Source organism: Shewanella sp. Actino-trap-3, from assembly GCF_002836275.1.
GTDB lineage: Bacteria > Pseudomonadota > Gammaproteobacteria > Enterobacterales > Shewanellaceae > Shewanella > Shewanella psychromarinicola.
The window spans coordinates 3,510,501-3,534,855 of record NZ_PJCE01000001.1; the positions used below are offsets into that span (position 1 = coordinate 3,510,501).

Genomic DNA, 24,355 nt, shown 5'->3' on the forward strand with positions numbered 1-24,355 from the left:
GCACTTTTGTCTGGCTGGTGTCATCTGCTGCTATCCATTAGTATGGCTATTGGTCAAATTTTGTTAGAATGAGTTGTTTTTACTTACTTTCGGAATGATTTATGCAACAAACTTTGCGCCTTAACCTGACGACTTGGTTTTTGGCTAGCTGTATTTGCTTTAGCTTAGCGGTGCAACCAGTCTATGCTGCCAAAAAATCTACTAAAGAAAGACCGACCATTGGCTTGGTGCTCAGTGGTGGCGGCGCCAAAGGTGCTGCCCATATTGGGGTGCTGAAAGTACTTGAAAAACATCATATCCCTGTAGATTATATCGCTGGCACCAGTATTGGCGCCTATGTCGCCGGCATGTATGCGCTCGGTTACAACGCCGACCAAATCGAAAAAATTATGCTTAATGGTGAATGGTCTAAAGGCTATTCAGATACGATTCCGCGAGATAAATTAAGCTACCGTGATAAACAGCAACGTGATCAGTTTAATATTCCACTCACTGTGGGTTATAGCAATAATAGCTTAACCTCACCCAGCGGCTTGTTGCGTGGCCAGAGTATGTCGCAGTTGCTGCGTAATTCGACAGGATTAGTTGAACAGTTTGGTGACTTTGATGAGCTAGCCGTTCCTTATCGGGCGGTAGCGACTGATTTAGCGACCAGCGAAGCCGTAGTGTTATCTAGAGGCAGTGTAGTACAAGCGATGCAAGCCTCTGCCACTGTTCCGGGCGCGCTGCAGCCTGCGCTTATTGACGGTCGATTACTCGTTGATGGTGGCATTGCTAACAATATGCCTGTTGATGTAGTCAAAGCTATGGGTGCCGATATTATCATCGCTGTCGATATTGGATCTGCCCTGACCAAACAAGAAAACTTAGACAGTACTCTTGCCGTATTAGAGCAACTCTCAACCATTTTGACTCAAGCGAGCACGGCGCGCCAAAAAAACTTACTGACTTCAAGCGATATTTTAATTCGTCCTGCTATTGATAGCTTAAGTACCACAGATTTTTCCATTATGCCGTTGGCACTCAAATTAGGTGAAGATGCCGCCAATTTAGAGTTGGTGACGTTAGCGCCTCTTGGCATTAGTGAATCAGATTATTTGGCTTATCAAGCGAGTAAATTACAACAAAGCGCGCTGTGGTTAGATCCGCTTAAAAAACCCATTTATAAAATTGCTTTTGATAATCAATCAAAAGTCAGTGAGAAATTACTGCGTGAGCGTTTAGGGATTACCGAAGGTATTGTGCTTAGCAAAGAGGATTTAGATTCAGCCCTAAACCGAGTGTATTCGCTGAATAAATTTGAGCGTGTCGATGCTGAGTTTGAAGATGTTGAACAAGGGCGAATTTTAACCATCACCACCAAAGCCAAATCATGGGGGCCGAATTATTTCCAGGCGGGATTTAATTGGGAGGATGACTTCACCTTAGATTCAGCGATTACCCTTAGCTTAGCTTATACCATGACCGACTTGACTGAAAATGGCGGCGAGTGGCGTAATGAATTAGAACTGGGATATAGAAAGTTAGTGGCTACTGAATTTTATCAACCATTAGATCGTGACCAAAAATTCTACAGCCTAGGAAGATTCCAGTATGAAATGAAAGATTGGAATTTGTTTAATCAAAGCAATCGTTATATTCAACTTGAAAACAGTGTGGCTCAACTCGTTTTAGGTCTTGGTTATAACTATGACTCTGATGGTCTTATTGAATTAGGTTTTATCGCAGAAGATGGGCGTGTCAGGAGTGAATTTGGCTTGGTTGATTCGCTTAACTACCATTCAAGCGGCGGCTATTTTAAAGTGGCCTACGACAATCTAAACAGTATTAGCTTCCCGACAGAGGGTAATCGAATCACCTTTGTTAGCTATTTAAGAGATGAGTCTTATAAGGGCTTAAGTAACGTTGGCAACACTTCTAGTGATGATTTAGCCTGGCAATTTGAGGCTGACTGGAAAGGCGCGTTAAAGCTCGGTAATCATGCCATTGTGGGTAAAATGGAATTGGCTACGGTTGAGAATGATGGTGACTTTACCTTACATGTTGCTGATTTAGGCGGTTTTTTAAACTTGTCTGGTTTTCGCAAAGATACCTTAGTCGGGGCGCATAAAGTATTTGCGGCGGTGATCTATCAGTATGATCTCGGCCGTGATGTGCTAATCACCGACTTACCTTTGTACTTAGGGACGAGCCTTGAAGCGGGTAATGTATGGTTTGAGCGAGATGATGTCGCTTTAGATGATTTGATTTTCGCCAGTAGTATGTATTTAGGTACCGATACCGATTGGGGCCCCGCGGCATTAGGCTTTGGTTTTACTGACCGCGGCGAATCGGCTTTCTATTTATTTGTCGGTAAAAACTTTTAGGCAGTCTATCTAAGCCAAAAGTCTAGAGGCTTACGAGCTAAAAAGCCTAGTGGCTAGAGCGCTTCGCTGCTAGATGCTATACAAGCTAAAAGCCTAGAAGCTAGGACGCTGCAGAGGCTATTAAATCTTAGCAGCGAAGCTGTCCCTAGCAGGACGAAGTCCGCTCTAGAAGCGCAGCGCACTATCCGCGTAGCGGCCTAGGACCTTAGCAGCGTAGCGGCCTAGGACCTTAGCAGCGTAGTGACCTAGGCCCCTAGCAGCGCGGGTAATAATCCTGCGTGAGCTAGCTGATGATGGGCAATAACCCATTTAGTGTGAGTTGCGGTATGAGGCGCAGGGATCGCTACCGTTTGCATGCTGGCTGCCCGAGCCGCAATCAAACCATTAAACGAATCTTCAATAGCGATGCATTGACTCGGCGCTATGCCCAGCCCTGTGGCACAATTTAAATACACCTCGGGATGGGGTTTGCCGTAAGCTAGATTTTCAGCAGATTCAATCGCATCAAAATAATGACCAATAGTGAGTTTATGCAAAACAGCCTCAATAATCCGTGATGACGACGAGGTGGCTAATCCTATTTTAAGCCCTAGACGTTTACACGCGTCCAGCGACTCAATCACGCCGAGCATGGGCTCACCATTGGCGTTGATTTGGGCTATCACTTCATTGACTATTTTTGTCGCCGTGGCGGCATTATCATAATTTGGCCAAGGAAAGCGTTGATACCAATAACTCACAACATGGTCTATCCGCATGCCTGTCGTTTGCTCAACTTCTTCGAGACTGAGGTTTAGCCCACAACCATTCAGTACAGTTTGCTCGGCTATCTGCCAAGCGGGCTCAGAATCGATTAAAATTCCATCCATATCAAAAATAACGGCTTTTACCTGGGTTGACACAATATTGGTTCCATAAAGGTGGCGATAGTCAGGGCTAATTATTGCCTTGTTGTTGATAAGGCACAATCAGAACCGTGTTTTATAAAAAATATTTAATCGACAGAGAGGAATATAATTTTGTGGATAGTTTAATCATTGGGTTCATTGTAAGTTTATGTATCTAATGAAATTTAAGGCTGTTTAAAACTATTGTCTAATTTTATTTTAGTAAACTTGTCGGTAAATTGATTTCTGGGCTGATAAATCGCGTTGATTTCATCTCGCTAATAGTGTGAGCTGATTCATACTTTTACAAAGCTGTAGTATACTGGAGGTCGGATTTCAAGCCCGAACCAGTGGAATTATCAGCGTATCATAATGACGCTGAGTTTTGCCGTTAGGCGTCAAACAAAGAGGAATGTTGCCGTGCTAGAAGCATATCGTAAACACGTCGCAGAACGTGCTGCAGAGGGCGTAGTCCCTAAGCCATTAAATGCACAACAAGTGGCTGAACTGGTTAAGTTAGTTGAAACACCTCCAGCGGGTGAAGAGGCATTCGTCCTCGACTTGCTAGAACATCGTATTCCACCTGGAGTAGACGAAGCTGCTTATGTTAAAGCCGCTTTCCTTGATGCCGTTGCTAAAGGCACTGTGTCATCTCCGATCTTAAGCGCTGAACATGCTGTTAAACTACTTGGCACTATGCAAGGTGGTTACAACATTGATCCGTTAATTGACCAATTAGATAATGCCGCATTAGCACCTCTATCTGTTAAAGCACTCTCCAATACATTGTTGATGTTTGATTCATACCACGATGTTGTTGAAAAAATGCAAGCGGGCAATGAATCGGCTAAACAAGTGGTTGAAGCTTGGGCCAATGCCGATTGGTTTTTAAACCGTCCTAAATTGACTGAAAAAGTCACATTAACCGTATTTAAAGTGTCTGGTGAAACCAACACTGATGATTTGTCGCCTGCGCCAGATGCATGGTCTCGCCCTGATATTCCACTGCATGCATTAGCGATGTTGAAAAATGCTCGTGACGGTATTGTGCCTGATGAATCAGGTGTTGTGGGACCCATCAAAGAAATCGAAGCGTTGAAAGGCAAAGGTCATCCATTAGTTTATGTGGGTGATGTTGTTGGTACCGGTTCTTCACGTAAATCTGCCACTAACTCAGTGTTATGGTTCATGGGCGATGATATTCCTTATGTGCCGAACAAGCGTGCTGGTGGCTTCTGTTTAGGCAATAAGATTGCGCCGATCTTTTTCAACACCATGGAAGATGCGGGTGCATTACCGATCGAACTCAACGTTGATCAGATGGACACTGGTGATGTGATTGATATCTACCCTTATCAAGGTGTCGTTAAGCGTCATGGCACAGATGAAGTGATTTCAACATTCGAATTAAAAACCGACGTGTTATTAGACGAAGTCCGTGCTGGTGGTCGTATTCCGTTGATTATTGGCCGTGGTCTTACTGACCGTGCGCGTGAGACTTTAGGTCTTGAAGCATCGACAGTATTCGTTCGCCCACAAGACATTGCCGCGTCTGACAAAGGTTATACTTTAGCTCAGAAAATGGTCGGTAAAGCGTGTGGTGTTGATGGGGTGCGTCCTGGTCAATACTGTGAACCTAAGATGACTTCAGTGGGTTCACAAGATACCACTGGCCCTATGACACGTGACGAGTTGAAAGATTTAGCCTGTTTAGGCTTTAGTGCTGATTTAACTATGCAGTCTTTCTGCCATACAGCGGCTTATCCAAAGCCTGTTGACGTGACAACTCATCACACATTGCCGGATTTCATTATGAACCGCGGTGGTGTGTCATTACGTCCAGGTGACGGGGTTATTCACTCGTGGTTAAACCGGATGTTATTACCCGATACCGTTGGTACGGGTGGTGATTCACATACTCGTTTCCCTATTGGTATTTCGTTCCCTGCAGGTTCTGGCTTAGTGGCATTTGCTGCGGCAACAGGTGTGATGCCGCTTGATATGCCTGAGTCAGTGTTAGTACGCTTTAAAGGCAAAATGCAACCCGGTATCACCTTACGTGATTTAGTCCATGCTATCCCATTAAAAGCCATTGAAATGGGTCTGCTAACGGTTGAGAAAAAAGGCAAAATTAACGCTTTCTCTGGCCGGGTATTAGAAATCGAAGGTCTTGAAAAGCTTAAAGTTGAGCAAGCATTCGAATTATCTGATGCCTCTGCTGAGCGTTCAGCTGCAGGTTGTAGCATTAAGCTAGACAAAGAGCCGATCATTGAATATCTCACCTCTAACATCGTGATGTTAAAGTGGATGATAGCTGAAGGTTATGGCGATCGTCGTACGATTGAACGTCGTATCGTTGCAATGCAAGAGTGGATTGCCAATCCTGAGTTGATGCAAGCGGACAGCGATGCTGAATACGCAGAAGTGATCGAAATCGACTTAAACGACATCAAAGAGCCAATTCTTTGTGCACCAAACGATCCTGATGATGCAGTATTATTATCAAGCGTTGCCCAAACTAAGATTGACGAAGTGTTTGTCGGTTCTTGTATGACTAACATTGGTCACTTCCGTGCGACCGGTAAGATGCTAGAAAAGTTTGCTACCACGCTACCAACCCGTTTATGGATTGCACCACCGACTAAGATGGATCGCGATCAATTAACGGAAGAGGGTTATTACGCCATCTTCGGCCGTGTTGGTGCTCGCATTGAGATCCCTGGTTGTTCTTTGTGTATGGGTAACCAAGCACGTGTAGAGGCAGGTGCTACTGTAGTATCAACCTCTACTCGTAACTTCCCTAACCGTTTAGGTACGGGGGCCAACGTTTACTTAGCATCTGCTGAGTTAGCAGCCGTAGCAGCGTTATTGGGTCGTTTACCTTCACCTGAAGAGTATCAAGAATACGCTAAAGAATTAGATGCCTCTGCAGCTGATACTTATCGTTACTTGAACTTCGACCAAATCGATTCTTACACTAAGAAAGCTGACAGCGTGATTTTCCAAGCCGCGCTTTAAGCTTTAACTAGTTAATTGTTGAACAAAAAAAATGCCAGCAGAAATGCTGGCATTTTTATTGGTATAAAATCATTTAGTTTGTAAATTGTTTGTGGACAGAAATGCGTTAGTGACTATGCTCTAGCAAAGATGTTTTGATGAGAAAAAGTATCTCGACTTATTAAATAAAAATAGTGAAGTAAATATCAATCATGTATGGCACATTAAAGTAAACTAGTCTTGCACCAAATAAAAAAGTATTATTTAAAAAGTGTTACCACCTCATCAAATCAAAAGGAATTGTTCTTGAATACTATAAAAATTTTATTTTCGTTAGCCTTAGTTTATATAACTACAGGCTGTACTAGCATCCCCCAAAATGCACAAACAAGCATTAAGCAGTTTTCTAAGCCTCCTATCGGTGAAATAACAGAGGCTTTTGTTGGCGACAATATGCTTTATCAGGGAAAGGTATCTACAGCAAAATACCTTCATGTTAAAAAGATGATAGATGGTGTTGGTTATGATATTTACGAAGGGTTCTATAAAGCTGTAGGTGAAAAAAATGGTAAAAACTTCTACTCGATCACTGGTAATCCAGGGGCCGTTATAAAAAATCCATTTGTAGATCCGCAAGTGGCATTATCAATGAATAATGTCAGAGAAGTTTGTGTTTCAACTCCATTTGTAACTGAAGCAGCTTGTTATGAGGGAGGAGAACCAGAGGAGATTTCCCGCAGTATTGAATCTGCCCAAGACTTTCAACAAACATTAATTTACAGCGGCAGCAATGGGCGAATAATTAATGCTTCATATAGGGAATTTACAGGTGGCATGGCTCGTGATGCTTTTAGTAATAGCGTTGAATACGATATGGATAAATCAAACACCATTCGTTACAAAGGTGCTGAAATTGAAGTCATTGAATATGACAATCGTAGTATTAAGTATAAAGTTCTAATACCGTTTAAGCCTGCTGTTGAATATCAATACTAACTAGTTCGCATAGGTATCCTATGTATCGCTGAATCACGGGGTTGTTGAGTCGTCTGCTTTGTAGCATTATTAAATTTAGTCAGTAGATTGACGAGTGTTGTAACACTCAAAGGTCTACTCGACAAGCTTTGGGGGTAAAATGAGTATTAACTGTGCCATCCATTATTAATTAATACCAGTTTTAAAAAGTTTAGCTTTCTATATTATTGATGTTAATTCTAAATGTAAGTCCAAAACTTCAATTTAACCAATTGCCTGCCGCAGGCTATCGTGCAGATAATCCAGCGAGACGCCGCAAGCACTTCCATGTGGGCTTAACCAAAACATCCCTGTTTAGGATACTCGCTGGCTCATCTGCACCTGAAATTTTTATTCCTTCGATTTAGCTTTATTTATGGCTGCCAGTTATTTAAAGCTTATAACTGATTTAACACTTTCAGGTTTCATATTATTGAGGACGTTGAAGAAAATGACGCCCCATCGGAAGTGTTAGCATTTTCGAATAAGTCCGAAGACGGTTACAAATGAAGTTAAAAGCTGGGTCAATCCCCATGGCGACCTTTTCGCTCTGTTATTTAAGTCAATAGGGAAAATGTAGCGGGGCGGCTGGGCCAATTCTTTAACAAAGAACCAAGAGGGAATAGCCGTTGATTTCCTCTTGGTCTGGTGTGGGTGAAGCGCCACGACGTTAGTGGCCGCAGGCCATATGACATCTTAATCCAAACGAAGTTTGGCCGTAAAAAGGTTATGAATACTTAATATTCATATCAATCATTGGTTCGCGCGAGCCTTTTTCTGCCCGTAATCTGGCTAAATACTGTTGCCATAATTCAGTTTGATTACTGCATAAGTTATGTAGCACCTTCCAAGAATACAAGCCTGTATCATGACCATCATCAAAGATGATTTTAACGGCGTAATGTCCAACCGGTTCGAGGGTTGTGATATTGACGGCTTTCTTATGGGTAACTAATATTGGGTTGCCATGACGCTGCACTTCAGCCGAGGGTGAGAATACCCGTAGCATTTCACAGCTGATGTTGTAGGTTTGGCTGTTATCGAAAGTGACTTCTAATAACTTGGATTGACGTTTAAGCTTAATGCCGGTCACAGTGGGCGTTGATTGAGTCATGGTATTTCCTGCACAAAAAAAGTGATTAGTCCATTGTGGCACTAATCACTCAATAGTTGCTATGGCAAGAGGGTGATAACAGGCAAATATAGCGTGATTTATCACACTTACTGACGGTTAACTATGGGCCATCTCTATAAAATGAAGCGGCTTAAGTCTTCATCTTGTATCAAGGTATCAAGATGGTCATTAACATACTTAGCGTCAATGACAAACGTCGAACCTGATTTTTCAGAGGCATCATAAGAAATCTCTTCCATCAATTTTTCCATCACGGTATGCAAACGCCGAGCACCAATATTTTCAGTGCGCTCATTGACCTGCCATGCGGCTTCTGCGATTCGTTCAATACCCGACGCTTCAAACGTAACGGTTACACCTTCCGTCGCCATTAAGGCAATATATTGCTCCGTAAGCGAAGCATAAGGTTCGGTTAAAATACGCTTGAAATCAGCAGCGGTAAGGGCGTCCAATTCAACTCGAATCGGTAAACGGCCTTGAAGTTCTGGGATTAAATCAGACGGTTTTGACATCTGGAATGCACCAGAAGCAATAAACAAAATATGGTCAGTTTTCACCATGCCATGCTTAGTGTTAACAGTGCAGCCTTCCACTAATGGCAGTAAGTCACGTTGTACCCCTTCACGTGATACATCGGGGCCAGAGCTTTCGCCGCGCCGACAAATCTTGTCGATTTCGTCTAAAAACACAATACCATTTTGCTCAACAAGCTCGATGGCTTGCTCTTTTAAGTCTTCTTGATTGACCAGCTTAGCGGCTTCATCTTCAACTAACTGTTTGTAAGCATCTTTAATTTTAAGCTTTTTATGCTTAGAAGTACTTTGACCAAGATTTTGAAATAAGCCTTGTAACTGATTGGTCATTTCTTCCATGCCTGGCGGTGCCATAATTTCAACTCCAACTTGAGGAGCCGCAATTTCGATTTCAATTTCTTTGTCGTCGAGTTGACCTTCGCGTAGTTTTTTACGGAAAACCTGACGGGTGGTAGAGTTATCTTTTTTGTCGGTATCCCAGTCATCTTTTGGCTTAGGTAATAGCGCATCTAGGATACGCTCTTCGGCCATTTCTTCGGCGCGATGACGGCATTTTTTCATTTGACGTTCGCGGGTCATTTTCACCGCAGAGTCAGTCAAATCTCGGATTATTTGTTCAACTTCTTTACCGACATAGCCGACTTCAGTAAATTTTGTGGCTTCAACTTTAATAAAGGGTGCGTTAGCCAATTTGGCTAAACGACGGGCGATTTCAGTTTTACCTACGCCTGTAGGGCCAATCATTAAAATATTTTTTGGGGTCACTTCATGACGAAGCGCCGGCTCTAATTGCATACGGCGCCAGCGATTACGAAGAGCGACTGCAACCGAGCGTTTGGCATTTTGTTGGCCGATGATATGCGAGTCTAGTTCGTGAACAATTTCACGAGGTGTCATTTCAGACATAACGGTTCCTTATCTTTACGCTCGAATTAGTAGTCTAACTTTTCGATAGTTTTAAATTGGTTGGTGAATACACAAATGTCGCCAGCAATCGTCAGGGATTTTTCTGCGATTTCTTCGGCGCTTAACTCGGTATTTTGCAGTAATGCTAAAGCAGATGCATGGGCATAGTTTCCGCCAGAGCCAATTGCAATCAAATCATGTTCAGGTTCAACAACGTCGCCATTACCGGTAATAATTAATGATGATTCAGTGTCTGCCACGACCAGCATGGCTTCGAGTTTGCGCAGCATTTTGTCGGTGCGCCAATCTTTGGCCAATTCGACAGCAGACTTTAATAAATGGCCTTGATGCATTTCAAGCTTAGCTTCAAATCGCTCAAAAAGCGTAAATGCATCAGCAGTACCGCCAGCAAAACCGGCTAAGACTTTATTGTGGTATAGGCGGCGCACTTTACGTGCATTACCTTTCATCACGGTATTGCCTAGAGACACTTGGCCATCACCAGCGATGACAACTTGATTATTGCGGCGTACGGATACGATAGTAGTCACGTTAAATCCTCTTTACTAATACATCAACGGGTGATTAGGGTGAATGCAATTGTTGATTGATAAAATGGATATGGGGACAAAATGACAGATATCAAGAGATACGTAATAAAAAGCCCTGTTCGAGTGGACAGGGCTAGGAGATTTATGCTTTATAACCGATCGCTAGCGTTAGTCCAACGACAAAAGTATGCAGCCATTTAAACCCGCTCGTTGCATTTTGTGGCGGTTATTTTCTGCATCGCGTTTGTTAGGAAAAGGCCCTAATACCACGCGAAACCACAATCCGTTGCTTCCCTCACTGCGGCGCACTTGTGCCTCTACGCCTTGGAAGGCTATTCTGGCTTTCATTTCATTTGCTTGCGACTCTTTCCTAAATGATCCACATTGCATTTGATAGATGCCGCTGGACACAACGCCTGACTGCGGCAAGTCTATTTCAACTTGTTTGTTTTCAAGTTCTTCCAGATAAGTCCACTCTTCCTGTGGCTTAGGTGGCAGTGCATTGGGATCTGTCTTGATGACTTTTTTAGGATCTTCTGCAGTCGAAGTTTGCACCGTTTTCGTTTTCGGTTGCTGAACGGGCTCGGTCACGACGGATGAGTCGGAGCTGCCATTAATGGACCATAAGAAATAGCCAAAACCGATGAGTAATGTGAGTATCACAAAAAAAGTCAAATAGGGAAAAGGGCCCTTAGGTGCTTTTTTTCGTTGTGGCGCGCGGGCTTTAGTGCCCGCACGAGGTTTGCGATTTGCGTAGTCACGACTCATAATTACATCCGCTCTAGGGTTTCAATGCCAAGTAGCGATAAGCCCGTTTTTAACGTTTTTGCGGTTAATTGTGAAAGTAATAAACGGCTCTGTTTTTCAGTCTCGGTTTCGGCAGCAAGCACAGGACAAGCTTCATAAAAACTCGAAAACTCGCTCGCAAGCTCATAAAGATAACCGCACAATACATGCGGTAAACCTTTGTCGGTCATGCGGGCTAATACTTCACCAAACTGCGCCAGTTTAGTGCCTAAGTCTTTTTCTTTTTGATGCTCAAGCACAATCTTAGCTTGGCTAAGATCAATATCTTCAGCACGCTTGAAAATACCGGCGACACGGGTGTAGGCATATAATAGATAAGGTGCGGTATTACCTTCAAAGCTGAGCATTTGCTCGAAACTGAAAATGTAATCACTGCTACGGTTTTTGGACAAATCTGCATATTTGACTGAGCTTATCCCCACTACGCGTGCAATTTCAGTCAGTGTGGCTTCATCCATATCTGGATTTTTGCTGCGAACCAGCTCAAGTGCGCGGACATCGGCTTCGTCAAGTAAATCAACTAATTTAACCACACCACCAGAACGGGTTTTAAAAGGGCGTCCATCTGCGCCATTCATGGTGCCAAAGCCCGTGTGCTCGAGTGACATTTCTGGGCGAACAAATTTGGCTAACTTAGCAAGACTAAACACTTGTTGAAAATGTAATGCTTGGCGTAAGTCGACAAAGTACAAGGCGCGATCGGCTTTTAGTACGTTTGAGCGATAACGCATGGCGGCAAGATCTGAGGTGGCATATAAATAACCCCCATCCGCTTTTTGGATAATAACAGGCAGAGGTTCACCCTCTTTGGTGCGAAAGGCTTCTTGGAATACCACTTTAGCGCCATTGCTTTCGACTAATAAACCTTGTGCATCAAGATCGTGAACCACTTGAGCTAAGTCTGCATTATAGGCACTTTCGCCGTGAACATCGGCACGGGTTAAGCTAACCCCTAAACGCTTATATACATCATGGCAGTGGCTTAATGATATGTCGTTAAACTCGCGCCATAATTTATTGCAGTATTCATCACCCGATTGAAGCGCGACGACCAGTTGGCGTGCCCGGGTGGCAAATTCGGTTGATTCATCAAAACGTACCTTGGCCGCACGATAAAAACTTTCTAAGTCAGACAATTCCATTTTGGCTTGTTCGCCATTGGCTGCGCGTAACTCTTCCATTAACGCCAGTAGCATACCGAATTGGGTGCCCCAGTCGCCTACGTGGTTTTGGCGAATGACGTTATGACCTAAATACTCGAGCGCACGCACCACGCTGTCACCAATAATGGTAGAACGTAAGTGACCTACGTGCATTTCTTTGGCTAAGTTTGGCGATGAATAGTCAACAACGATGGTTTGCTTAGCCGGCAGTGTGATGCCTAAATGCGCATCATCCAATGCATTTTGCAGTTGGTTGGCGAGGGCATTGTCATCAATGAAAAAGTTAATAAAACCTGGGCCAGCAATTTCCACTTTGGCCACATAAGATGATGCCGGCAAGGTGTCAATAATCAGTTGTGCTAATTCGCGAGGGTTCTTCTTAGCCACTTTGGTCAGCATCATTGCAAGGTTAGTCGCTAAGTCACCATGACTTTTATCTTTAGTGCGATCGACCTGAATGCGAGCTTGAAAATCAGCTGGCACAATTCCTTGTTTTTTGAAGGATTCGATGGTTTGTTCTAGTAAAGATTCAATATGTGATTTCATGGGCTTTTACTTGCACTAATTCGTTAAATGAATGACATGACGGAACCGCATATTTTAGCCGTTTATGGGGTGTGATTGCTATCTGCTTTAACGGAAATATGGGTTTTTTTGTATTGAATACTAACCTAAGTGAAGTTTAAGTCATATATAAGGTCGGTTAACCCAGCAATGTTGCTGTTTAATTACATCAAATCCTGTGGATCACGATCGATACTCCAACGACAACGCTTACTTTCAGGTATTTGTTCAATTTGGGTTAATACCCGTTCAAATTCAGTTTGTAAACGCTGCCTACTCTTGGCTTGCAGTATTAATTGGCGTCGATATTTGCCTGCTTTGCGATCAAGGGGGGCCGGAATTGGGCCAATGATTTCAAAGTCCTTATCTTGTGGTAATAGTTCACTGGTTCGGGCTAAAAAAGCATCAGCATCTTCTGCTAAATGCGCTTCTGCACGAATTAATACCATGTGCCATGCGGGTGGTAATAATGCTTGTTGGCGTTCTTTTAGCTGACTGCGAGCGAACTCACCATAACCGCGTTTCAATAAATCACGTAAAATGGGGTTATCACTTTGATGGGTTTGCAGTAGCACTTTACCGGGTTTGTCTGCGCGGCCAGCACGGCCCGATACTTGAGTATATAGCTGGCCAAAACGTTCTGGTGCACGAAAGTCAGCACTGAATAATGCGCCGTCAACATCAAGTAATCCGACTAAGGTCACATCTGGGAAGTGATGGCCTTTTGCGAGCATCTGCGTGCCGACAAGGATTTTATATTTTCCCATATAAATTCCCTGCAACTGCTGCTCTAGTGAGCCCTTTCTTCGCGTGGTGTCTCGGTCAATACGCACAACGGGGTGTTTGGGAAACAGTTTGATTAATTCTTGTTCTAGCTGTTCGGTGCCTAAGCCGTGACCCATTAGCATGGTGCTACCACATTGATGGCATTGGCGTGGGATAGCATATTGATTGCCGCAGTGATGACAACATATTTCATTTAAGCCTTGATGGACGGTAAAAAAGGCATCACAGCGATCGCATTCATGTAAGTGACCACATTCATGGCACAGCAAGGCGGGAGCAAATCCACGGCGGTTTAAAAACAGAAGCACCTGATTACCCGCGTCAAGGTGCATACGCATTTCATTAATCAATGATGTAGACATGCCGGCTTTTAGTGGCTGCGAAGTAATATCGACAATACCTTGCTTGACCTTTTGGGCCGCACCGGCACGTTCGCTCAGTTCAAGGTGATGATAGCGTCCTGATAATGCATTTTGTAAGGTTTCTAACGATGGTGTCGCCGACCCTAAAACCACCTGGATATCTTCAAGGTGTCCGCGCATTACCGCTAAGTCACGGGCGTGATAGCGCACTCCTTCCTGTTGTTTAAAGCTACTGTCATGCTCTTCATCCAGAATAATTAATCCAGGGTAGGCCATCGGCGTAAAGAGTGCTGAGCGAGTACCAATGATAATTGCCGCTTCGCCCACACGCGCTTGCCGCCAAGCCTCAAGTCGTTGATTATCGGTTAGTCCTGAGTGGATCACCGCAACATTGACTTCGAAACGGCGTTTAAAGCGATTAATGGTTTGCGGCGTTAAGCCAATTTCCGGAACAAGAATGAGTGCTTGTTTGCCTTGTTGTAAAATAGTCTCAAGCAAGGTTAGGTAGACTTCGGTTTTACCTGAGCCAGTAATCCCTTCTAATAAGGTGCAATGAAACCCTTGTTGTTGCGTTAGCACCGACACCGCGACGGCTTGTTGCTTGTTAAGCTTATGGGGTGATTCATTCATGATCAGCTGTTGACGCCAACTTAAATCATGGCTGAGCACTTTTTGTTGCCGTTCAATCCACTCTCTTTGCTCTAATGCCTTTAGCGCGGGTTTGCTTAATTGTTGGGTAATGAATTCATCGTGGCTAATTGAGTTGGCCAGCAATAACTCATACAGTTTTTTTTGTGCTGGCGCACGTTTTAATACGCTAGAATCAGCATTGCGTCCTTGTTGGCTTAAATGATATTCAATCACCGCCTGCGGTGCAGCGTCTAGGCCTTTTCGCAATGCAACCGGCAGTGCTTGGCTGAGCATTTGTCCTTGAGTGGTAAAGTAATACCGGGCGGCCCATAGGGTTAATTTATAGAGCGAATCAGGTAACAATGGGGCATCATCAAGTACAGCAGTGACAGATTTTATTTGTTGCGGTGCCAAGTCACAGCTATCAGTAATAGCGGTAATTAAGCCTATGAGTTGTTGAGGGCCAAATGGGACTTTAACTCTAAGACCTATTTGCAATCCCGCTTGATGTTGCTCTTTTACGCGATAACTAAAGTTTCTGCGCAAGGGGACGGGTAAGGCGACTTCAACAAACACGGGCATAAGGCTTCATCATTTTTCAATTTTATAGTGGATTGCTGATCAGTTTACCTCTAAGTGTCATCAAAGAGATAGGGCAACATATATGCGTAAAGGACTTATTGAGGTCGGCATCATAGTCTTTGGATTATTGGGTAATATTGCTGCAGTAACGGCTCAAGTGGATCATGTCAGTATCAATAGTCGTCAATTTGAATTGAATCAAATAGCCAGATTAAGAGTCAATATAGTGGCTCAAAATGATCATGTGTCGCGGCTAGGGTTTTATATTCATCAGTTATATGATGGTAAAGTTCAGCAGCAGCAGTGACGTTAGCGGTAGTGGCTGTTTTTGATGCACAGTATTCGGTTAATGGTGCTATCTTAGTCTCCAATGTTGATCATCAGCATCACCTTATCGAGAGTTTGCTCTTGTTTGTCAGTAATGGGTTGCAGCTGATTGTGTTAATTTATATAGTTGTTCGTGCGAATACTTTTGATCCTTATAGTTATTAAGGTTGAAAAGTAAACAATAATAATAAATTACAACCAGATAAGCTTAGTGTAAGAACATTATTAGTCAGTGCTGTTAGTAAGCGAAGTAGTGTATAAGGGCATTAAATATCATGGTTTTACAGCGTAATTTTGCGCTGTGTTGAAGCGATTTATAATCAAAAGGATTGATTTAATGAGAAGCTTTAAGGTGCTAGCAATATTAGCATTACTGGCTGTTGATAGTATTTCAACGGTTATTGCACAAGTCAGTCATATCAGTATTGATACCATTCCATTTGAAAGTGGACAATCTCCTAACCTAACCGTGCAAATCATAACCGATCAACATGATTTATCACGGCTGACTTTTTATTTACGACAAATTTATCAAAATAATATAGTGTTAGAAAAGCTTACTGTAGAACGACGCGATGGTGATGTCTTTGTGTTAAACGGTGCTGAAAAAATACACGATCCGGATGCAGCACTTATTGTATCTGAATACAGTAATGCTAAATGGCTGCAATATTCGCCGGTATCTATATTCTCTCAAGCCATTGTCCAGGATCAGTACCAGCCAGTTGCCATAAAAACGATGAAGTCTCCTTCGGCATTACCGACATCGATACCCAAGTCAATAAATACCAAGGCCATCGCATCACCTCAAGATGCGCCAATGCAAAAGAGAGTGGATCAATGTCAGATCACTTTGTTAGCAGATGATACCTTATGGAAAATTGCTGTGCGTTATCGCAAGCAATGGAATACAAACCTCTATGGCGCAATGCTTGCCCTTTACCAAACTAATCCATCAGCATTTCATCAAAATAATATTAGCCAACTGCGATTAGGAAACTCATTACGCTGCCCATCAGTGGAGACGCTTTCGTACTATCAAGATGTCGCTGTAGATAAAGTAATATTTGATAATTTAGTGGCTACTCAAGGTGGTCAGTCTCAAGTGGTACCAACGCCGGTGTTACCCGTTAGTACATCGGTTGTCGCGACTCAGCCGGTATCAACAAATGGCTCAATCAATTCAATCGACAGTAAAACATCTGAAAGTAATCAACAATTAGCGATTATTGATAAAACACAAATAGTGCCTCAGCCAACACCCGTCAATAAAGTAGCCAAGACATCAGCCCCTGCGCAAAAAGGCATGCAGACTGATGGACAGGATAAAATCTGTGTAATTGATAAATCTCCACAAGATACGTTATGGCGTGTTGCCGATCGTTACTATCGACAATGGCAAATCAGTGTCTTCGGGGCAATGCTGGCGATTTATGATGCAAATCCGAATGCGTTTGCAAATAATAAAATTTACTTACTGATGGCAGATAGCCGTTTAAAATGTCCCTCTAGGGTGATATTGAACCAATATCAAAATTCGTCGGAGGCCCAAGTTACCTACGAGGCTCTAGCACGCAGGCATAGGTAATCATAGTATCGTTTAGAAATTCTACTTGTTTGTGTACAGGAGACACTGTATTATCTTGCGCCTAAAACATATTGTTATTAACTGCATGTGGTGCTCAACTTCGGGTTGGGAGAGCGACATGGCCTTCAATTTAAGGTAACCCCAAATGAAAACAGGTATCCACCCAAATTACGCTGAAATTACTGCAACTTGTAGTTGTGGTAACATCATCAAAGTGAACTCAACTGCAGGTAAAAACCTACACTTGGACGTATGTGGTGCATGTCACCCATTCTACACTGGTACTCAGAAAGTTGTTGATACTGGCGGACGTATTGATAAGTTCAACAAGCGTTTTGGTATGCTTGGCAAAAAATAATTGCATTGCAATTATTTTTAATAAGGCGCCTTTGGCGCCTTTTTTATTGCTTATAGTTAACCAATCCCATCTCTTAACTCGAGTTGAGGATAAATAACCTCAATTCTGGCGAATAAACGGTTATCAACCAGCCCTTTGTTACGCTCTACGTGTTGTATCTACTTACCATAGGCCAGTTATTGCCGCGTCAATACGCCTTGTTAGCAAAACAAATGCAAGTTTGATATTGCAGACTTGAAATAAACCTATTTTTTACACGTTACTCCATCTCTTATCCCGAATTGAGGTTAACCAGTATTGTGCTGAGGCGAAAACTAATTTTTTAGTGATAAACAATATAAAAAAAATAAAGGCTACTTTATTGTTATTTAGACAAAATAAACTGCAAATATCAACCTCTATATCCGATTGTTATCGTAAATCTTGTTATTTTCCTACATTTTTAACTTATTGATTTATATATATTCATATTCGAAGAGTTAGATTAATAAAACATACCCTCTGTTTTGGCCCACAACACCTCCTATGATTAAGTTTTTGATTTATATCGTCCTTGTATTAGCGTATTGTGATTAAAATTTTCGATGGTTAGCAAGCTCACTGTAAGTGTGTACTGCGGATCATACTTTCCTTCATAGATAGCGCATTTCAGGATGTATAAAATGTCAGATATTCGTCAACAAGCCCTCGATTATCATGAATTCCCCATACCAGGTAAAACAGCTGTTTGCCTGACAAAACCCGCTCAATCGAGCCACGATCTTGCTTTGGCATATAGTCCTGGCGTGGCAGAGCCTGTTAGAGAGATCGCATCGAATCCTGAAAATGCCTATCGATATACTAATAAAGGCAACACTGTCGCGGTGATCACCAACGGGACCGCTATTTTAGGACTGGGTAATTTAGGTCCATTAGCTTCAAAACCTGTTATGGAAGGCAAATCTCTGCTCTTTAAACGTTTTGCTAATATTGACTCGATTGATATTGAAGTGAAACACCGCACCACTGAAGATTTTATCAATACCGTTGAGTCTATTGCCGATACTTTTGGTGGGATTAACTTAGAAGACATTAAGGCGCCAGAATGCTTTGAAATTGAACGAGAGCTCATTAAGCGTTGTAATATTCCGGTGTTTCATGACGATCAACATGGCACTGCTATTGTCACGGCTGCCGGCATGTTAAACGCGCTCGAAATTCAGGGTAAAAAAATTGACGATGCAGTATTTGTCTGTTTAGGTGCTGGTGCAGCTGCGATCGCGTGTATGACCATGATAGTAAAATGTGGTGCATTACGAGAAAATGTCTACATGCTCGACAGACAAGGCGTTATCCATACTCGTCGTGACGATATCAATGAATACAAAGCATTATTTGCTAACAATACTGACAAACGCACCTTGCAAGATGTGATGAAGGATGCCGATGTATTTTTAGGATTGTCAGGAGCGAACCTTTTGGCTGCTGATGATATCGCCTTAATGGCACCAAACCCGGTTATTTTTGCTTGTTCAAATCCCGATCCAGAAATTAAACCTGAATTAGCCCATAGCATCCGTAAAGACTTAATTATGGGTACGGGTCGTAGTGACTATCCAAATCAAGTAAACAATGTATTGTGCTTCCCGTTTATTTTTCGAGGCGCGCTCGATGTCCGTGCGGCTGTGATTAACGACGAAATGAAGCTGGCTGCTGTGTATGCTATTGCTAACCTTGCGAAGGAGCCTGTCCCTGCTGAGGTATTAGCCGCTTATCCAAACGTGTCATCATTGAGTTTTGGTTCACAATATGTGTTGCCTAAACCAATGGACCCAAGATTACTGCCGCTAGTTGCTCGAGCAGTATCACAAGCGGCAATCGATTCTGGGGTGGCTAAAATCATCACCTTGCCGACTGAATATCAGGTATAGACAGTTAGCTATAAATAATCAGCGATAGATGATCTGCTATAAGTCATCACATGATGGTAAAAAAATATCGTTAATTAAAGGGGCTTTTGCCCCTTTTTATTGGCTATTGCAAAAACATGATTAAAAACGAGTAGTGAACTTGCCGAGCACAATCGTTATACTGGACAAAATTTGAGTTATTAATAAAATAAATAAATCCAGCAGGATAGCGGATAAATGAAACTCACCAAGATCCTTACCAAAAAACTGACCAGCTTTTGGCTGCTTTCATTAGCCGCAGTGGCTTTTGTGTTTTTACTGTGTGCGGTGATGGGCTTTACTCAATTAACCTACACTTTTCAGCAACAGAAAGTCGCTGAATTAGAAACCATGTTAGCTGCTGACTATCAACAACATGGCAATAATCAATTTTCTACTTGGTTACCCCCTTTGCTAACGGCTTATAACGCGGTTGATTTTTCTCTGTCGCAAGGCAGCCAATTAGTTTATCAATTTCATCGCAGTAAAGCCGACACGCCCAGCAGTAGTTTGACCCTATATCAGACCCAGTTAAGTCATGGAAAATTATCGATGACGATAACCTTACCTCCACCATTTTCTTTACATGATCTTGGCTGGCATGAGCTGATTATGCTCGTCATTGGTTTTATCAGCATAGGTATTTTTGTGCGTTTTGGTTATGGTTGGTATTCCAGAGAGTTAGATGGGATTGAACAACTCGCTCTGCGCAGTAAGCTCATTTTAGACGGTCATTTAAAGCAAGCTGCCGATATGCCGACTAATGGTAAGCCAAGGATGATAAACCGTGCGATCAGTCAATTGCTCGCCGAGCTCGATGATGCTCGCAAAGAACGTGGCCGCTTAGATCAATTTATTCGTAAGGATACTTTCCTTGATAAACAAACTCAGATTGGCAACCCGATATTCTTTCAAAACCGTCTTGATGGATTGAGCCATAATCAAAAAATGATTGCTCATGGCGTACTGATGTTGATTGAGTTTGATGATGTTGATTTAGTCGAAGACCAATACGGTGAGAGCGGTGTTAAGACCATGCTTTCATTAACAACCCAAGCTATTACAGCTGCATTAGTCCAATATGAAGACAGTATTTTTGCGCGGCGTAGTTACTCACAATTAGCCATAGTCGTACCACAATTATCCCAGGTCGAAGCGGATCAGTTAGCCCAGCGAATACTCAAAACCTGCCTTGCATTACCTTTTTCTGGCATAGGTAATCCTGATAATTTTCTACACTTAGGCTGTGCGTTTTTTAAAATTGCAGATTTACAAGTTCAACTTGTTGAAGAAGCAGAGATGGCACTTCGAGCAGCACAATTACAACGGGTTAATAACTGGTTTATGTACGACAAAGGCGCGTTAGATGAACAAATTGCTAAAGGTTCTGTACGTTGGCGTAGTTTCATTGAAAATGCACTGGTTTCAAAAAGATTTTTTACCTTACAGCAAGTTATTGTCGATAGCGATAATCAGATTTTACATTATGAAATATTCAGTCGTGCTCGTGATTTACACGGTAATGATGTGCGCGCAACACTGTTTATTCCGATGGCCAATAAATGTGGATTGATGCCACAGATTGAACGCCAAATGTTGGAACAAGTACTCTTCAGGTTAATGTCCGAAAATACATCAACCTACAGTATCAACTTAAGTCTATATAGTTTGACCAGTAGAGCGTTTGTTCGTTGGTTACAATCGACGTTATTGGAACATCGCCCTTTAGCGGCTCGACTTATTTTTGAAGTGTCGGAAGACATCATTGTTAAAAACCAGAAAAATACTTCACTGCTTAAAACGCTCGATATGTTAAGAAAAATGGGCGCTAAATTAGCGGTAGATCATGTTGGCCAATATGTTGTGGGGACTCACTATATTCAGGAGTACCACTTTGATTTAGTGAAATTACATCGTTCGATCGTGCGACGAGTACATCAACGTTCAGAAAATCAATTGTTTATACGCAGTCTAATTGGTGGCCTTTATCGCGCCGAAGTGAAAGTTATTGCTGAAGGTGTTGAATGTTTTGAAGAATGGCAAACGTTAAAAATTCTAGGCGTGAGTGCTGCTCAGGGAGAGTTTTTGGGGCAAAGATCTGAAGTTTAAGTATTATAGTGCTATGTTTGCTGTAATTCATTCACGTTAGATCTTGTTTATCAATAGATTGCACTTTATCGTAAGTAGATATGTGGCATATTTATGATGATTTATAGCATTAACGCAATAATAACAAACTGTAATCGTGATAAAATTGCCCGGTAATACTAGAAAACACCATATATCTTAATCGAATTGTATCGATGTTACGTGTTGGTGTATTAGATTTATAATGTCGTTTTTTGATGTTGTACCTCTGCTCAGCAATCTTAACTAACTAATTAATATGTTAGTGAATATGGACTACCCAATGGACAATGGTTTTTTGAGTAAACTAGCTTTTTGGCAGACATCGCAATTTATGGGTAATGTAGGCGTATTTATCACTGGTAATTCGCTGTGGGTGTGTCACCCCCAACAAGGTCAAATCGCGCCAGTTATCAGTCAGATTTTAGTACAAAAAAACAATTTGCTTCAAGCCTTTGAAACACTAAAGAGCCAGTTTGGTCGAGTTCGGGTGCAATTAGTACTGTCGCAGCAGTATTATCAATTATTACAAGCTGACAAACCCAATGTCGAACCTGGCGAAGTGACTCAGGCGTTGATCTGGTCTGTTAAAGATATGGTGTCAGAGCCCGTCACCAATATTTATCTGGATTATTTTGAGTCCAGTCTTATCTCCAGTTCAAAAGTGAATGTGGTGGTTAGTAGCCGTCAGTTTTTAACTCAAGTGGCGAGTGCTTGTGATGCTAACGGATTAGATGTTGCTGGGATAAGCATTGAAGAATTAGCATTAAGCCATCTATTAGCCCACGATAATATGGCACATATGTTGGTAGCCCACTTGCCACAACAAGAGTTGTTGTTGTTGGTTGTTAAAGCGGGCGAAGTGTTAATGCAACGTCGAGTGAGAGGGTTTAATCAGCTTAACAAAGCGACTTTAGAAGAGTTGAAGCTGGGCTTAGCCGATAATCTCAGTTTAGAAATTCAACGGTCTATGGACTATTTTGAAAGCCAATTACGTCAAGCTCCAGTGGGATCGATTAGTATCTTGGCTGAAGGTGATAGTTCATCATTAGCCAATCTTGTCGGCGCTAACTTTAATCAAAAAGTGGTTTCCGTGACTCACGATGGCGTACCAAATTTACTTGCTCAGTTAGCGTTGCAGGAATTAGCTCGAGGTGAAGTGTGATAAAAACCGCTGTTAATTTATATTCCACAGATTTATTGCCGAAAAAACAAAGACTGACCTTTATAAGACTGATGCTTGCATTGGCCTTTCTCTGCGGATGCAGCGCGGTACTTTATGCAGTAGGACTGTGGCATGCCGATGAGTTGCAAACCCTAAACCAGCAGGCAAGCAGTGAGAAAAATCGTTTAAAAAACCAGAAAAGTCAGCTTGAACAACAAATTGCTGCCCGTAAGCCCAATGGGGACTTAGTGGCAAAGGTTGAGCTTGAACAGCAGCGTTTAGATCTAAAAAAACTGTTAAAAGATGAACTTAGTCAACGCAATACTCTGATTAGCCAAGGTTACTCGCCAATGCTGACTGACTTGGCCGCCGTGGCGGATAGCAGTGTGTGGTTGAGTCATATCACCATTGAACAGCAAAACAACGATGCTCAACGCATTGAGTTTGAAGGTTACGGTCGTCATCCGCAAAGTATTCCATTATGGATAGATAAACTCAAAACCACTTCAACATTAAAGGGTTATGCGTTTTCAGCAATGACGATGGATCGCGGCGAAGCACAACCGTTGGCGTTTAAATTAATAAGCCAACCCATTGCTAAGGAGTCAGCACAATGAAGCAGCAATGGCTGGTGTGGTCGTCAAAATTTGATGTGTTAAGCCCTCGAGAGCGGATATTGATTACGTTTGCTCTGCTAGTTGTGGCAGGGATGTTGCTGTTTATGCCATTAGAATCGCAATGGAAACAGCACCAAAGCTTACAAAACCAGCTTAAGGGACTAGAACAAGAAAATTCGATTTCCTTACAGCAAGTGGCACTCTATGAAGAGCGTTTACAACTTGACCCTAATAAAGATTATCAGCAACGGTTACAAATCATTACCGAGCAGATGCAATTGATTGATGCCGATCTCACCGATCAAATGGTTGATATGGTTCCCGCGGATTACATGCCAACAGTATTAGCCAACTTGTTGGGTAATGTGAAAGGCGTGACATTAATCTCGTTTGCCTCCATTGCACCCAAAGCCTTACTGAAAGTGGGTGATGGCAGTAAAGTTAACCTCTACAGTCATGGTATTAAGCTGATGTTACAAGGCGATTATTTTTCTATTTTAGCGTTTATTAAAGCCGTTGAAACAATGCCAGATAAATTGTATTGGAAACGTTTAGATTACCGTGTTGAATCTCATCCCGATGCGTTAGTTGAATTAGAACTTTACACACTGAGTGTGAATAAGGACTTTATCAGTGTTGCGAAACAAGATTAATCCCATGGCGTATGCATCCTGCCTAATGATGCTGTTAGTGTTTGCTGCCAACGCACAGACATTACGTGATCCAACCTTACCGGGTCAGGGCTTTATTGCCGTTAAGGCCAAAGCTGACAACCAATCTTTGGTGTTAAACAGTATTGTTAACGGCCAACATAGCTATGCAGTAATTAATAATATTATTCTTTCGGTGGGTGACGCAATTAGCGGCAGTGGATTACGTGTATCAAAGATTAGCAAAGACTATGTCACCTTGTCAGATGGAAGAAAACTTCAGCTATTTCAGTCGATAACAGAGCGGTAGGA

Annotated in this window: 19 protein-coding genes; 12 read left to right on the forward strand and 7 right to left on the reverse strand. The window is 42.4% G+C overall.

What is annotated here, in order from left to right:
- The first annotated feature begins 101 nt into the window (after positions 1–101).
- The gene (locus tag CXF80_RS15165; RefSeq protein WP_101033784.1) at positions 102–2,366 is read left to right on the forward strand and encodes a patatin-like phospholipase family protein; all 2,265 of its coding nucleotides are present in this window, start codon (positions 102–104) and stop codon (positions 2,364–2,366) included.
- A gap of 245 nt (positions 2,367–2,611) precedes the next feature.
- Here the strand turns inward: CXF80_RS15165 and hxpB are convergent, their stop codons facing one another.
- The gene (gene hxpB, locus CXF80_RS15170; protein WP_101034787.1) at positions 2,612–3,271 is read right to left on the reverse strand and encodes a hexitol phosphatase HxpB; all 660 of its coding nucleotides are present in this window, start codon (positions 3,269–3,271) and stop codon (positions 2,612–2,614) included.
- A 402-nt stretch (positions 3,272–3,673) separates the two neighbouring features.
- On the opposite strand from hxpB, the gene acnB reads away from it, so the two are divergent.
- Both acnB and CXF80_RS15180 read left to right on the forward strand, forming a co-directional pair.
- The gene (gene acnB, locus CXF80_RS15175) at positions 3,674–6,271 is read left to right on the forward strand and encodes a bifunctional aconitate hydratase 2/2-methylisocitrate dehydratase (RefSeq protein WP_101033785.1); all 2,598 of its coding nucleotides are present in this window, start codon (positions 3,674–3,676) and stop codon (positions 6,269–6,271) included.
- A gap of 285 nt (positions 6,272–6,556) precedes the next feature.
- Positions 6,557–7,246: a hypothetical protein gene (locus CXF80_RS15180; protein WP_101033786.1), complete on the forward strand. Its 690-nt coding sequence runs from the start codon at positions 6,557–6,559 to the stop codon at positions 7,244–7,246.
- Between the two features lie 745 nt (positions 7,247–7,991).
- Here the strand turns inward: CXF80_RS15180 and CXF80_RS15185 are convergent.
- From CXF80_RS15185 to priA, 6 genes are all read right to left on the reverse strand, one after another.
- The gene (locus CXF80_RS15185; protein ID WP_101033787.1) at positions 7,992–8,378 is read right to left on the reverse strand and encodes a gamma-butyrobetaine hydroxylase-like domain-containing protein; all 387 of its coding nucleotides are present in this window, start codon (positions 8,376–8,378) and stop codon (positions 7,992–7,994) included.
- A gap of 134 nt (positions 8,379–8,512) precedes the next feature.
- Positions 8,513–9,838: an ATP-dependent protease ATPase subunit HslU gene (gene hslU / locus CXF80_RS15190; RefSeq protein WP_101033788.1), complete on the reverse strand. Its 1,326-nt coding sequence runs from the start codon at positions 9,836–9,838 to the stop codon at positions 8,513–8,515.
- Between the two features lie 26 nt (positions 9,839–9,864).
- Positions 9,865–10,389, reverse strand: a complete 525-nt coding sequence (gene hslV / locus CXF80_RS15195; RefSeq protein ID WP_101033789.1) for an ATP-dependent protease subunit HslV — start codon at positions 10,387–10,389, stop codon at positions 9,865–9,867.
- 168 nt (positions 10,390–10,557) lie between these two features.
- Positions 10,558–11,160, reverse strand: coding sequence for an SPOR domain-containing protein (locus CXF80_RS15200; RefSeq protein WP_198554833.1), 603 nt, complete (start codon positions 11,158–11,160; stop codon positions 10,558–10,560).
- On the reverse strand, positions 11,160–12,905 hold the full coding sequence (gene argS, locus CXF80_RS15205) for an arginine--tRNA ligase (protein WP_101033791.1): 1,746 nt from the start codon (positions 12,903–12,905) through the stop codon (positions 11,160–11,162). Before argS ends, CXF80_RS15200 begins: the two co-directional genes overlap by 1 nt.
- Before the next feature lie 182 nt (positions 12,906–13,087).
- Positions 13,088–15,283, reverse strand: a complete 2,196-nt coding sequence (priA, locus tag CXF80_RS15210) for a primosomal protein N' (protein WP_101033792.1) — start codon at positions 15,281–15,283, stop codon at positions 13,088–13,090.
- 82 nt (positions 15,284–15,365) lie between these two features.
- Between priA and CXF80_RS15215 the strand changes: the two genes are divergently transcribed.
- From CXF80_RS15215 to CXF80_RS15260, 9 genes are all read left to right on the forward strand, one after another.
- Positions 15,366–15,590 (forward strand): hypothetical protein, encoded by a 225-nt coding sequence (locus tag CXF80_RS15215; protein WP_101033793.1) that lies wholly within the window; start codon positions 15,366–15,368, stop codon positions 15,588–15,590.
- 357 nt (positions 15,591–15,947) lie between these two features.
- Positions 15,948–17,198, forward strand: a complete 1,251-nt coding sequence (locus CXF80_RS15225) for a FimV/HubP family polar landmark protein (RefSeq protein ID WP_101033795.1) — start codon at positions 15,948–15,950, stop codon at positions 17,196–17,198.
- A 145-nt stretch (positions 17,199–17,343) separates the two neighbouring features.
- A complete protein-coding gene (gene rpmE, locus CXF80_RS15230; RefSeq protein ID WP_101033796.1) occupies positions 17,344–17,556 on the forward strand; it encodes a 50S ribosomal protein L31 in 213 nt (70 codons plus the stop codon).
- A gap of 662 nt (positions 17,557–18,218) precedes the next feature.
- Positions 18,219–19,466, forward strand: a complete 1,248-nt coding sequence (locus CXF80_RS15235; RefSeq protein ID WP_101033797.1) for a malic enzyme-like NAD(P)-binding protein — start codon at positions 18,219–18,221, stop codon at positions 19,464–19,466.
- A gap of 216 nt (positions 19,467–19,682) precedes the next feature.
- Positions 19,683–21,593: an RNase E specificity factor CsrD gene (gene csrD, locus CXF80_RS15240; RefSeq protein ID WP_101033798.1), complete on the forward strand. Its 1,911-nt coding sequence runs from the start codon at positions 19,683–19,685 to the stop codon at positions 21,591–21,593.
- 301 nt (positions 21,594–21,894) lie between these two features.
- On the forward strand, positions 21,895–22,776 hold the full coding sequence (locus tag CXF80_RS15245; RefSeq protein WP_232772115.1) for a biogenesis protein MshI: 882 nt from the start codon (positions 21,895–21,897) through the stop codon (positions 22,774–22,776).
- Positions 22,773–23,393 (forward strand): fimbrial assembly protein, encoded by a 621-nt coding sequence (locus CXF80_RS15250; protein WP_101033800.1) that lies wholly within the window; start codon positions 22,773–22,775, stop codon positions 23,391–23,393. Before CXF80_RS15245 ends, CXF80_RS15250 begins: the two co-directional genes overlap by 4 nt.
- Positions 23,390–24,046, forward strand: coding sequence for an MSHA biogenesis protein MshJ (locus CXF80_RS15255; RefSeq protein ID WP_101033801.1), 657 nt, complete (start codon positions 23,390–23,392; stop codon positions 24,044–24,046). Before CXF80_RS15250 ends, CXF80_RS15255 begins: the two co-directional genes overlap by 4 nt.
- A gap of 4 nt (positions 24,047–24,050) precedes the next feature.
- Entirely contained in the window at positions 24,051–24,353 is a 303-nt protein-coding gene (locus CXF80_RS15260; RefSeq protein WP_198554769.1) for an MSHA biogenesis protein MshK, read from the forward strand.
- Positions 24,354–24,355: the final 2 nt, after the last annotated feature.

What these genes read in the sequence shown, in the direction of transcription:
- CXF80_RS15165 (WP_101033784.1), top strand. Translation starts at nt 102, where the DNA reads ATGCAACAAACTTTGCGCCTTAACCTGACGACTTGGTTTTTGGCTAGC.
- CXF80_RS15185 (WP_101033787.1), bottom strand. Translation starts at nt 8,378, where the DNA reads ATGACTCAATCAACGCCCACTGTGACCGGCATTAAGCTTAAACGTCAA.
- hslU (WP_101033788.1), bottom strand. Translation starts at nt 9,838, where the DNA reads ATGTCTGAAATGACACCTCGTGAAATTGTTCACGAACTAGACTCGCAT.
- argS (WP_101033791.1), bottom strand. Translation starts at nt 12,905, where the DNA reads ATGAAATCACATATTGAATCTTTACTAGAACAAACCATCGAATCCTTC.
- priA (WP_101033792.1), bottom strand. Translation starts at nt 15,283, where the DNA reads ATGCCCGTGTTTGTTGAAGTCGCCTTACCCGTCCCCTTGCGCAGAAAC.
- CXF80_RS15215 (WP_101033793.1), top strand. Translation starts at nt 15,366, where the DNA reads ATGCGTAAAGGACTTATTGAGGTCGGCATCATAGTCTTTGGATTATTG.
- CXF80_RS15225 (WP_101033795.1), top strand. Translation starts at nt 15,948, where the DNA reads ATGAGAAGCTTTAAGGTGCTAGCAATATTAGCATTACTGGCTGTTGAT.
- rpmE (WP_101033796.1), top strand. Translation starts at nt 17,344, where the DNA reads ATGAAAACAGGTATCCACCCAAATTACGCTGAAATTACTGCAACTTGT.
- CXF80_RS15235 (WP_101033797.1), top strand. Translation starts at nt 18,219, where the DNA reads ATGTCAGATATTCGTCAACAAGCCCTCGATTATCATGAATTCCCCATA.
- csrD (WP_101033798.1), top strand. Translation starts at nt 19,683, where the DNA reads ATGAAACTCACCAAGATCCTTACCAAAAAACTGACCAGCTTTTGGCTG.
- CXF80_RS15245 (WP_232772115.1), top strand. Translation starts at nt 21,895, where the DNA reads ATGGACAATGGTTTTTTGAGTAAACTAGCTTTTTGGCAGACATCGCAA.
- CXF80_RS15255 (WP_101033801.1), top strand. Translation starts at nt 23,390, where the DNA reads ATGAAGCAGCAATGGCTGGTGTGGTCGTCAAAATTTGATGTGTTAAGC.
- CXF80_RS15260 (WP_198554769.1), top strand. Translation starts at nt 24,051, where the DNA reads ATGGCGTATGCATCCTGCCTAATGATGCTGTTAGTGTTTGCTGCCAAC.